Genomic DNA, 11,817 nt, shown 5'->3' on the forward strand with positions numbered 1-11,817 from the left:
CGGGTCGTCGCTCCCGCGGCCGACCGCCTGGTGACCGCGGAGCCGGCCGGCCCCGCCGACCTGACGCGCGTGCTGCGGGCGACCGCGCCCGGGCTCGACCTGACACAGTGGCTGCGACAGAACCGCGACGAGGTCCACCGCCACCTGTGGGAGCGGGGCGCGGTGCTTTTCCGCGGCTTCCCGGTGGCCGATGCCGAGGGGCTGGAGCAACTGGTCACCGCGCTGTCGCCGGCCACCCTCGACTACGTCTACGGTTCCACCCCGCGAAGCCGCGAGTCGGCCGGGGTGTACACGTCCACCGAGTACCCGGCGGACCAGACGATCCCACAGCACAGCGAGATGGCGTACGCCAGCACCTGGCCGATGAAGCTCTGGTTCCTGTGCACGGTGGCGGCGGCCGAGGGCGGCGCGACGCCCCTGGCCGACAACCGCAAGGTCTTCGCCCGGCTCGACCCGGGCCTGCGCGACCGCTTCATCGAGCACGGTGTCATGTACGTGCGCAACTACGGTGCGGGGCTCGACCTGCCGTGGCAGCGGGTGTTCGAGACCACCGACCGCGCCGAGGTCGAGCGGTTCTGCCGCGTGGCCGGCATCGAGTACCGCTGGCTGGACGAGGACCGCCTGCGCACCCGCCAGGTCTGCCAGGCGGCGGTGCGCCACCCGCAGACCGGCGAGTGGGCGTGGTTCAACCAGGCCCACCTCTTCCACCCGTCGAACCTGGGCCCCGAGGTCCGGGAGTCGCTGCTGGGGACGTTCGCCGAGGAGGACCTGCCGCGCAACGTCCTCTTCGGCGACGGCAGCCAGATCTCCGACCAGGACCTGGCCGAGGTAAGGGCCGCCTTCGAAGCCGAGACGGTCGCCGAGTCTTGGCAGACCGGCGACGTCCTGCTGGTGGACAACATCCTTGCCTCGCATGGGCGTCAGCCCTACGCGGGGCCTCGCAAGGTGCTCGTCTCGATGGCCGAGCCGTACGGAAACACTCAGGGGGAGAAGTGATGGAGAACGCTGTGACCGGGCCCGGTGAGGGTTTCCGCGTTTCGCCGCAGCAGCACCAGGTCTGGCAGCAGGCCGGACGGCTGACCGGCCCGGACGCCACGCCGTGGGTCTGGTGCATCGTGGAGCTGGACGGCCCGCTCGACGCGGCGCGGCTGGACCGGGCGGTGGCGGTGCTGACGGAACGCCACGAGATCCTGCGCACGACGGTCGAACGCGCGCCGTCCTTCGTCCTCCCCGTACAGCTGATCGCGGGACCCGCCGCTGCGCCCGTCGAGCACGTTGACCTGGCGTACGTCCCGGCCGACGAGCGGCCCGAGCAGTTGTCGGCGCACCTGGAGAAGCTTTCGCTGCACTGGTTCGCCGGCGGCCCGGGTTCGCAGTTGCGGACCGTGGTCTTCGGGTGCGCGGACCAACCCGCCACGCTGGCGCTCGGACTGCCCGCCGTCCTGGGCGACACACGGAGCCTGGTGCTGCTGGTGGAGGAGCTGCTCGACGCCTACGCCGATCCCGGCTCCGGCGCCACCGCGGAGCCGCTGCAGTACGCCGACCTCGCCGAATGGCTGGTCCAGTTGCTCGACGACCAGGAGACCGCCGGAGGACGGCAGTTCTGGACCGCAGACGCGGCGGCACAGCCTGCCCCCGCAGCGGCCTTCCCCTTCGAGTACGTCGTGCCGGAGGGCGACGAGCGTCGGGCGCCCACGCACGAGCTCAAGCTGCCCGCAGACACCATGGCGGCCGTCACCGCGCGCGCCGCCGCCCTGGGCGTCCCCGTCGCGGACCTGATGCTGGCGGTCTGGCAAGCAGTGCAGGCCCGGTTCGCCGACCAGGAGTCCGGGACGACCGGGCTCATCACCGACGGCCGGGCCGTCAGCGACCTGGCCGCCGCGGTCGGACCCCTGGCCCGGACCCTGCCGGTGCGCTGGGACGCCACCGCCCACCCGACGCTGTCGTCCGCGGCGCAGGCCGTGGCCGCCGCGGTCGCCGAGGCCCGCGCGCACGAGAACTTCCACGACCCGCTGGCCGACGGCTCCGCCGCACTCTCGTTCGGCACGGCGTTCGAGTTCGTCGAGCTGCCGACGGCGCGCGAGGTCCTCGGCCTGACCGCAGTCATCCGGTCGGTCCGCCGCTCCGCCGCTCCGCGGACGCTGACGGTCACCTGCGTACGTCAGGGCGACCTGCTGTCCCTGCGCCTCGCCGCACCGCACACCTTCGGACAGCACGAGCTGGCCCTCCTCGCCGACGCATACGCCGCGGCGCTGGCCGACGCGTCCGACGTCGCGCCGACGGCGCTGCCGCTGACCTCCGCACGCACCGGTGAGCAGTCCGCCGGGCAGGCCCGCCGGGAGCGCACCGCGGGCACGCCGGTGCACCTGCGGGTGGCCCGGCAGGCAGCCCTGACGCCGGACGCCGAAGCGCTGGTCGGCCCCGCCGAGCGGCTCACCTATCGTCAGCTGGACGACCGGGTGCAGGCACTGGCCGCCCACCTCCAGTCCCTGGGCGCCGAGCCGGGGGAGCGGATCCCCCTCCTCCTGCACCGGGGCACCGACGCGGTCGTCGCGATGCTCGCTGTACTCACGGCCGGCGGCTGCTTCGTACCGGTCGACCCGGAACAGCCCCGCGAGAGGCTGGCCTTCGTGCTGGACGACACGGGCGCCCGCTTCGTGGTGACCGAGCCGGGCACCGTGGGCCTGCTCCCCGAGGACGGCCCGCAGGCGGTGTCCGTCGCGCAGCCGACCACGGTCGGCCGTGCGGAGCCGCGCGAGTCGAGTTCCGCCTACGTCATCTACACCTCGGGCACCACCGGCCGCCCCAAGGGCGTGGTGGTCGGGCACGAGCAGCTGGCCCACTACACCGACGCGGCGATGGAGCGCCTGCCGCTCGGCCCGGTGCCCCGGTTCGCCCTCGTCTCCACGCTGGCAGCCGACCTGGGCTACACGGCGCTGCTGGCCGCGCTGTGCTCGGGCGGTGCGCTTCACGTGGTCGACCAGGACACCAGCACCGACCCGACGGCCCTCGGCGAGCTCCTGCGGACGGAGGGCATCGATTGCCTCAAAGTCGTGCCGTCCCACCTGACGGCGCTGCTCGCGGCCGCCGCCGAGCCCGCCGCCCTGATCCCACGCCGGCTGCTGATCACCGGCGGTGAGGCCTGCACCTGGGCGCTGCTGGACCGGATCGCCGAACTGGCGCCGGACTGCATGGTGGTCAACCACTACGGCCCGACCGAGACGACCATCGGCGTCAGCGCGCACCGGGTGGACGGTGCGGACCTGGACCGGCGCTGCGCGGTCGTCCCGCTCGGTCCCGCGCTCGGCGCGAACGAGCTGCACGTACGGGACGAGGCGCTGCGGCCGGTGCCGGACTGGGTGCCGGGCGAGCTGTGCGTCAGCGGCCCAGGCCTGGCCGAGGGCTACCTCGGGCAGGACGAGTTGACCGCGCAGCGGTTCGTCGAGACCGCGGGCCCGGACGGGACGCCGGTCCGGCTGTACCGCACGGGCGACCGGGTACGGCGCCTGCCCGACGGCACCTTCGACTTCCTCGGGCGGACCGACGACCAGATCAAGATCAACGGCTTCCGGGTCGAGCTCGGCGAGATCGACGCGGCCATCCGGTCCCACCCGGACGTCCAGGACTGTTTCGTGCTGCCGGTCACAGACCCGCACGGCGGCAGCAGGGTGATCGCGTACCTCGTGACGCCCACGGCGGACCCGTCCGATCCGGAACTCCGGCAGCACCTGCGGGACCGGCTGGCCGAACAGCACGTCCCTGGCGTCTTCGTACGGCTCGCGGCGCTGCCCCGCACGCCCAACGGCAAGGTGGACCGGGCCGCGCTGCCCGAGCCCGCCCACCAGGCGGCCGGTACGGGGGTCGGCCCCCGCAACTCGGTGGAACTGGCGCTGGTCACCATGTGGGAGGAGCTGCTGGACCGCAGCGGCCTCAGCGTCACCGACGACTTCTTCGACGTCGGAGGCCACTCGCTGCTTGCGGTGAAGCTCACCGTCCGCATCCACAAGGAACTCGGCCGCAAGCTGGCGCTGTCGGAGATCTTCGAGGCCCGCACCGTGGAGGCCATGGCTGCCCTGCTGCGCCGCCAGGAGGCCCGCACCACGCGCCACAAGCTGCTGGTCCAGCTGAAGGCCGGTGCGGGACGCAAGCCCCTGTTCCTCTTCCACGGCGGCCGCGGCAGCGCGATCTGGGCCGCGGAACTGGCCCGCGCACTGCCCGCCGACCGTCCGGTGCACTGCCTGGAGGCGCCCGGCCTGGACGGCTCCGAGGAGCCGGTCGCGGACCTGCGGGCGATGGCCGACCGCTACGTGTCGGCGATCCGTGCGGTCCAGCCCAGCGGCCCGTACCTGCTGGGCAGCCGCTGCCTCGGCGGAATGTTCGCCCACGAGGTGAGCCGCCGGCTCGCCGAGCAGGGCCAGGAGACGGCCCTCCTGGTCCTGATCGACAGCCCGGCGCCCAACCCGCGGGCCCTGGAGGAGATGGAGAGCGGGACGAGTAACGACCCCTTCTGGACCGGCCTGGAGGAGTCGACGCTGCTGCGCCGGTTCGCCGCCCAGTACGGGCTCGACCCGGCCCTCCCGGAGGCGGGCAGCGTGCCGGAGGCCGAGCGGCAGGCCCTGCTGCTGGACGAGCTGCGCGCGCACGGCCTGGTCGAACCGGACGCCGGACCACAGGAGTTGGAGTGCATGCTTGGCGTCTACCGCAGCAACCTCCACGCGGTGCGCGAGTACGTCCGCACGTACGCCGCGGACGGGATGGACGCCCGGCCGACGGTGATCTTCCGCAGTGAGGGATCCCGCACCATCCCGGAGCACGACGCGCTCGGCTGGGACGACGTACTGCCGGGCGAGCCGGCCCTCGAAGTGCTGCCGGGCGACTACTCCACGCTGATCGAGCCGCCCTGCGTGCAGGGCCTGGCCGACGGCATCCACCGTGCGCTGGAGGCGCGCGGGCTGTGACTGCCACGGGCCCGGCCGATCAGGACCGGTCGGCCGGGCCCCGGCGCCCCGCGGCACCGTCGTCACGTCCCATCCCACCCCCGTCACACCGGAAGGGGACCCATGTCCCAGCAGCTGATCATGCCCATGCCGCCGATGTTCGACACGCTGGAGGAGGAGCGCGCCCACCGCAAGGAACGGCTCGCCGCCGCCCTGCGCGTGTTCGGCAGGTTCGGCTTCGAAGAGGGGACCGCCGGGCACATCACGGCCCGCGACCCTGAGCTGACCGACCACTTCTGGGTCAACCCCTTCGGGATGACCTTCAAGCACATCAGGGTCAGCGACCTCATCCTGGTCGACAGCAACGGCAAGGTGATCGAAGGCCGTTACCACGTCAACAAGGCCGCCTTCGCCATCCACTCGCAGATCCACGAGGCCAGGCCGGACGTGGTGGCGGCCGCCCACAGCCACTCCACCTACGGAAGGGCCCTGTCGGCGCTCGGCGAACCGCTCGAACCGATCACCCAGGACGTCTGCGCCTTCTACCAGGACCACGGTCTGTTCGACGACTACACGGGGCCGGTCACCGCGCTGGAGGAGGGTCGGCGGGTGGCCGCCGCGCTGGCCCAGTACAAGGCCGTCATCCTGCGCAACCACGGCCTGCTGACGGTCGGCGACACGGTCGACGCCGCCGCTTGGTGGTTCATCACGATGGAGCGCTCATGCCAGGTCCAGCTGCTGGCCAAGGCCGCCGGAACGGTGGTTCCGATCAGCCACGAGCACGCGCTGCACACCCGGGGCGAACTCGGCGACGACTTCATCGGCTGGCTCAACTTCCAGCCCATCTTCGATCAGATCCGGCGGGCCGAGCCCGACCTCGCCGAATAGCCGCAACCCACACCGCGCTGGATACCACAGGAGATCGCGCATGGTCATGAACCGGACGGCCGCGCACGGGGCCGCCGCACCGAGCCCCGGCGTCATCCACGAGCTGTTCGCACGGTGGGCGCGCCTGACGCCCGACGCCCCGGCGCTGGTCCACGGCAGTACCACCGTGACCTACCGCGAACTCGACGCCCTCGCCGAGGACTTCGCCGCCGAGCTCGCGGAAGCCGGAGTAGGCCCGGGCGACCTCGTCCCCGTGATGATGCCCAGGTCCGTCCGCCTCGTGGTGGCCTTCCTCGGCGTCCTCAAGCGCGGCGCCGCCTACGCAGCTCTCGACCCCACCTGGCCGCAGGCCCGCCTCGCCCGGCTGGTCGGGCTACTCGACTCGGCCGTGGCCGTCTGCGACGCACCGCTCGCCTTTGACGCCCGCCGCGTCTGCCCGGTCCGACCCGAGGAGTTCGCCACGGTGGCGGCCGCACCGCGGGCCACCACGCCGGTGCCGGTCGCCGAGGACGCCCCGGCATGCGTGATCTTCACGTCGGGCAGCACGGGTGAGCCCAAGGGGGCGCTCTCCCCGCACGCAGGGACCGTCCGGCTCTTCCAGGACTGCCCGTTCGCCGACCTGGGACCCGCGACGGTGATGCCGCTGGCCGCCGCCGTCCCCTGGGACGCCCTGTCCCTCGAACTGTGGAGCGTCCTGATCAACGGCGGCTGCTCCGTCGTGGTCGAGGAGCCCTATCTGCTGCCGGCCACGCTGCGCGACCTGGTGGCCCGGCACGGGGTCAACATGGTCTTCCTGACCTCCGCGCTGTTCCACCTGTTCGTGGACGAGGACCTCGACGCCCTGGCCGGCATCCACCACCTCCTCGTCGGCGGGGAGCGCGTCTCCCCACGGCACCTGGCAGCCTTCGTGGACGCCCACCCCGAAGCCGCCGCGCTGCACTGCTACGGACCGGTGGAGGCCACGATCTTCACGACCGTCCACCGGGTACGCCCCGAGGACTGCACCCATGCCGAAGGCGTGCCGCTCGGCAGCCCCGTGCCGCGGACCGGGCTGTACATCTGGAACGGGCAGCGCGAGTGCGTTCCGGACGAGGTGGGCGAACTCCTGGTCTCGGGGGCCGGGCTGGCCCTCGGCTACCTGGGCGACGAGGAGCGGACCGCCCGGAGCTTCCCACTCCTGGACCTGGGCGGGCAGCCGGTGCGGGTCTACCGGACCGGCGACCTCGTGCACCGCACCCCGGACGGCCGGCTCCATTTCGACGGGCGGGCCGACCGCCAGGTGAAGATCCGGGGGCAGCGGATCGAGCCCGCTGAGGTCGAGCAGGCGGCCGGTCTGCTGCCCGGCGTCCGCCGGTGCGCGGCCGTACCGGTCCCCGACGGCTCCGGCGGCTACCGCGAGCTCGTACTCGCCTTCACCGTGACGGAGGGCGCGGCCACGGACGCGACGCAGGTGCTGGCTGCGCTGCGGGAACGGCTGCCGCGCCACCTGGTGCCGCAGCGGGCCGTACAGCTCGAAGCCGTGCCCCTGACCGCGAACGGCAAGCTGGACGCCGCCGCGCTGCTCAAGGCCGTCGCGGACGCGGGCCCCCAGCCGCCCGCCGCCGACGCCGGCCAACCCTCCGAGGGCCTGGAACGGACCATCGCCGAGACCATGGCCCAGGTCCTGGAACTTCCCCGGGTCTCCCCGACGGCCGCCTTCTTCGACCTTGGCGGCACGTCGCTGCAGCTCGGTGTCCTGTGCACCCGGCTCGCCGACGAGACGGGGACGCCCGTGCCCATCTCGGAAGTGCTCCGCAGGCCGTCCGCGCGGGCGCTGGCGCAGTGGCTGGAACCCCGGCTCGCCCTGGTGGGACCCGCCGCCACCGTCTTCGGCACGGGCGGAGCCGGCGCCGCCGGGCCCGGACCGGTACCCCTGTCGACGGTGCAGACGGGCTACTGGACCCAGCACCGGCTGCACCCTGAGGACCTCTCCGCTCTGTGCCCCCTGGCCTGGGAGGTTGTGGGGCCGGTGGACACCGAGGCCCTCGCCCTCGCGCTCGGCGACCTCACCGAACGACACGAGGCGCTGCGGGCGCAATACCAGCTCGACCCGGCGGTCCGCCCGGCCCGGCCGGCCGCCTTCCCGGTCACGGCGGCGGACCGCTCCCCGGACGGTCCCGAACTCGTCCGGTCGGCTCCCCGCGCCTCCCACCCCGAGGCCCTCGAAACCCTGCGGGCCGTCCTGCTCGCCCCGCTCGACCCGGAGCGCGGTGCCCTGTGGCGGGCGGCTGTCGTGCCGGTGGCCGCCGGCGGAACGAGCCTGCTCGGCTTGGTGGTCCACCACATCGCTTTCGACGGCCACTCCACCTCCGTACTCGCCGAGGAGCTCGCGACGTGCTACGCGGCGCGGGCCGCCGGCCGGGCGCCGGAGTTCGCGCAACCGGCACCCACCCTGCGCGAGGTCGACGACCGCCTCGCGCGGATCAGGGCCATGGCTGACGCCGAACGGCAGCGCGCCTTCTGGCAGTCGACCCTGCGCGGGCTGCCCGAGCTGGAGTTCCCCCGTCCCGCCCCGGCCGTGGCGGCCACGTCCGCCGAGCGGTCCGCCGCGTCGTGCCGCGAGATCAGCGTGACGCTCGACGGCCGGGAGACCGCCACGGTCGCCGAGCTCGCCCGGGCCCAGGGCACCACGCCCTTCGTCGTGCTGCTGAGCGCCTGGGCGGCGGCGATCCGGTCCGTGACCGGCCAGGTCGACTTCGGTGTGGGCATACCGGTCGCGCGGCGCGCGGACCCGCTGCTCGGGCGGGCGGTCGGCTGCCTGGTGGACTCGGTCTGCCTCCGGCTGTCCGGGGACGCTGGGGACTGGGACGACCTGGTCGCCGCGACCGCACGGGTCTCGACCGAGGGACTCGCCGCGCAGGACGTCCCGCTCGGCGAGGTGATCCGCCTGGTGAACCCGCCACGGACCGGCCGCACCCCCCTCTACCAGACCATCTTCGCCTACCAGGATGCGCCGCACCCGCAGTTGCCCCTGACCGGCTGCACGGTGACGCCCCTGCGGATCGCCGCGGCGGAAGGTGTGGGCGAGCTCGTGCTGGAGGTCTGGCCCCAGCCCGATGCGACCCTGCGGGCCGACCTCACCTTCCAGGAGGCCCTGGTCGACGGGGAGTTCGCGGCCGAGGTGTTCGCCACGTTCCTGCGGGTGCTCCGCAGCGCTGTGCGCCGGCCCGGCACCGCACCGCTGTCGCGCGGCCTCGGCTGACCCCCGCCCCACACACCCCTCTTCTTCCACCCGTACATACGTCGTGTTCCCCGTCCGACGATGCTCAAGGAGCAGTGAAACCATGCCAGTCCGCCAGCCCGCCCGTATCGCCCGCCGCCGCCACTACCTGATGTGCCGCCCCACCTACTTCACGGTCGACTACGCGATCAACCCGTGGATGAACCCGGCCGACGCCACCGACACCGCCCTGGCGATCCGCCAGTGGCAGCGCCTGCACGACCTGTACGTCGAGCTCGGCCACACGGTGGACCTCATCCCGCCGCAGCCGGACCTGCCGGACATGGTCTACACGGCCAACGGCGCCACGGTCATCGCAGACCGGGCTCTGGTCGCCAGGTTCCGGCACACCGAACGAGCCGCCGAGTCACAGGCGTTCCTGGACTGGTTCGGCGCCCGCGGCTACCAGCACATCGCCATGGCCACCCACACCAACGAAGGCGAGGGCGACTACCTGCTCGTCGGCGAGCGCGTGCTGGCCGGCAGCGGCTTCCGCACCACCCCGGCCGCCCACGCCGAGGTCGAGCGGATGTTCGGCCTCCCGGTGGTGGGTCTGACCCTGGTCGACCCGCGCTTCTACCACCTGGACACGGCTCTCTCGGTCCTCGACACGGACCAGATCATGTACTACCCCGAGGCGTTCTCCGCCGAGAGCCGCGAGACCCTGCGCACGCTCTACCCGGAGGCGATCCTCGCCACTGACGACGATGCCGAAGCCTTCGGCCTCAACGCCGTCTCTGACGGCCGGCACGTGGTCCTGCCCGCCCCCGCCACGGCGCTCGCCGACCGGCTCGCCGAGCACGGCTTCGAGCCGATCGGCTTGGACCTCTCCGAACTCCTCAAGGGCGGCGGCAGCGTGAAATGCTGCACGCTGGAGCTCCGCCGCCGCGCGTGACGGCAGTGCGCGGCGTCGGGACCCGCCACACCTGCGGGACGGCGTCAGTCCAGCAGGTCGCCGGCCGCCACCCGGTGCCCCTCCAGCGCCGGGTCGGCGAGCAGGTCCGCGACCAGGGCCGCCGAGCCGGCCACGTACGTGCTCCGCAGGTCGGTGTCGCCGCCCAGGACCCAGGCGTGGTCCGCGGGCCACCACAGGTCGGGGAGCACGGAGTCGTCGGCAGCCGGGGAGTCGGCGTCGGCGAGCGCGCCCGCCATCAGGATGGGGTTGCGGTGCGGGGTCTCGAACCGGGGCACCGCCTCCCAGTCCCACTGCCCGTACCCCGACCACAGCGCGTACCAGCAGTCGTCCGGAGTGCCGGTGTGCTTCGCCAGGACGGGGAGGAGGGCGCGGGCGACGTCCGGCGGCGTGTTGCCCTCGCCGGGATCCTGGTCCCAGACACCGGGCAGGGACCGGTCGCCGTACGAGGCGTCCCGGGTGACCCCGATCAAGGCGTGCCAGGGCAGGGCGCCGGCCGGGGTGCGCCCGTACGCGGCGCCGACGGTCTCCCAGCGCACCGGCTGCTCGTCGAGGTATGCGGGGTGGAGGACGCGGGCATACACCGGGAAACCGGGCGCGGTCGCGCCCGCGACGGTGCGGAAGTCCGCCTGGCGTTCGGTCAGCCACGCGGCGGGGGAGAGGTCTGCGGTCTGCACCCCGGAGGCGGCCGTAGCGGGTCGGTCCCGGGGGTGCTCGACGCGTCGATAGTGCTTCACCGGTCCAGTCTGTCGACTACCGGGGCCCGCCTCGAGCGAATGTCGGATGGAGCGGGGTCGGCCCCGGGTCCCGGGCCCGGGGCTCAGTCCAGGCAGAACTCGTTGCCCTCGACGTCCCGCATCAGCAGGCAGGACTCGTTCTCCTCGTCGGCGACCAGGAGCCGGTCGCGCTCCGTGCCCAGCGCGACCAGCCGTTCGCAGGGCTCGTCCTTGCTACAGCTTCTCGGACTCGGCGACATCGCAGTCGGTGAAGACGGTACGTACAGCACAACAGTCCCCCGGTGGCCCGGCCGAACCTTCGAACCGCATCGAATCATTCGACGGCGTGGGTGCCGTGGGGTTTCCTGGTCACGGGCCGGACACAACGGGGAGCGTAGTCACGCGCCACCCGCCTCCGTCCTGCTGATACGCCCACACCACGGCCCGGTCCTGCGGGGTTGAGCGTCAGACGGCACCCGGGGCCGGCAAGGGCGCTCAGCGCCGGCAGGCCGATCGCTCCCTTGCCCGCGAGCGCTGCCGCGTCCTCCGCTGAATCAGCCCACCGAGCCGGAACACCGTGGACCCACGTCGCACCATCTGCGAGCCGCTCCCGGCGAACGTCAACCATTGGTTCGGGGAATCCTCGGACTACCGGTGGGACGACTACGGACCCACGCCCTGCACCGCCCACACGTACAAGGACCGCGAGGACAGTGCCCGCGACGACCGGTTGCTGTGGGCCACCAGCGTGGCAGCGGACATCGACCACAAGGTGCGCCAGAAGTACCGGATCGGACCGCGGCGCGAGGCCGAATACGCCCTGGCCGCACACCATCTGCAGTCGATCGTCGACTCGTACCTGCCCTTCACCGCCGGGTACAAGCCACCGGCCGGGACAACGGAAGGTGCGACGGAACCGACCGTCGAGGCCGAATCGGCCACCCTGGCCACGATCGACCAGTAAAAGGCAGGGTGCGGCCTGTTCGGTGGGCTCGGGGTTCCGGCGGGGAGGGGACTACTGGCCGGGCTTGCGGCCGTGGTTGGCGCCCTTCTTGCGACGGGCCCTCTTCTTGCGTGCGCGCTTCGACATGGTGGTGCGGTATC

At 73.0% G+C, this 11,817-nt stretch carries 8 protein-coding genes and 1 pseudogene; 6 read left to right on the forward strand and 3 right to left on the reverse strand.

What is annotated here, in order from left to right; all coding sequences use genetic code 11:
• The first annotated feature begins 30 nt into the window (after nt 1–30).
• The 5 genes from ACZ6KO_RS03660 to ddaH all read left to right on the forward strand — a co-directional run bounded on the left by ACZ6KO_RS03660 (nt 31) and on the right by ddaH (nt 9,979).
• A complete protein-coding gene (locus ACZ6KO_RS03660; protein WP_469299478.1) occupies nt 31–996 on the forward strand; it encodes a TauD/TfdA family dioxygenase in 966 nt (321 codons plus the stop codon).
• Complete coding sequence (locus tag ACZ6KO_RS03665; RefSeq protein WP_469299480.1) at nt 996–4,958, forward strand: non-ribosomal peptide synthetase; 3,963 nt, start codon at nt 996–998, stop codon at nt 4,956–4,958. The genes ACZ6KO_RS03660 and ACZ6KO_RS03665 overlap by 1 nt, the downstream gene beginning before the upstream one ends.
• A gap of 102 nt (nt 4,959–5,060) precedes the next feature.
• Nucleotides 5,061–5,825, forward strand: coding sequence for a class II aldolase/adducin family protein (locus ACZ6KO_RS03670; protein WP_469299483.1), 765 nt, complete (start codon nt 5,061–5,063; stop codon nt 5,823–5,825).
• Between the two features lie 40 nt (nt 5,826–5,865).
• The gene (locus tag ACZ6KO_RS03675; protein WP_469299487.1) at nt 5,866–9,066 is read left to right on the forward strand and encodes an amino acid adenylation domain-containing protein; all 3,201 of its coding nucleotides are present in this window, start codon (nt 5,866–5,868) and stop codon (nt 9,064–9,066) included.
• Between the two features lie 82 nt (nt 9,067–9,148).
• Complete coding sequence (ddaH, locus tag ACZ6KO_RS03680) at nt 9,149–9,979, forward strand: dimethylargininase (RefSeq protein ID WP_469299488.1); 831 nt, start codon at nt 9,149–9,151, stop codon at nt 9,977–9,979.
• 44 nt (nt 9,980–10,023) lie between these two features.
• Here the strand turns inward: ddaH and ACZ6KO_RS03685 are convergent, their stop codons facing one another.
• Nucleotides 10,024–10,734, reverse strand: coding sequence for a hypothetical protein (locus tag ACZ6KO_RS03685; RefSeq protein WP_469299490.1), 711 nt, complete (start codon nt 10,732–10,734; stop codon nt 10,024–10,026).
• An 83-nt stretch (nt 10,735–10,817) separates the two neighbouring features.
• Nucleotides 10,818–10,934, reverse strand: a pseudogene (locus ACZ6KO_RS03690) (VOC family protein); the annotation flags it as partial.
• Nucleotides 10,935–11,290: 356 nt separating this feature from the next.
• Between ACZ6KO_RS03690 and ACZ6KO_RS03695 the strand changes: the two are divergent.
• Nucleotides 11,291–11,677 carry a hypothetical protein gene (locus ACZ6KO_RS03695; RefSeq protein ID WP_469299493.1) on the forward strand — a complete coding sequence of 129 codons (387 nt, stop codon included), beginning with the start codon at nt 11,291–11,293 and terminating at the stop codon, nt 11,675–11,677.
• Nucleotides 11,678–11,728: 51 nt separating this feature from the next.
• On the opposite strand, the gene ACZ6KO_RS03700 is transcribed toward ACZ6KO_RS03695, so the two are convergent.
• Nucleotides 11,729–11,803 (reverse strand): 50S ribosomal protein bL37, encoded by a 75-nt coding sequence (locus tag ACZ6KO_RS03700; protein WP_393830707.1) that lies wholly within the window; start codon nt 11,801–11,803, stop codon nt 11,729–11,731.
• Nucleotides 11,804–11,817: the final 14 nt, after the last annotated feature.

It is taken from the genome of Streptomyces sp. NPDC042102 (genome assembly GCF_055582305.1).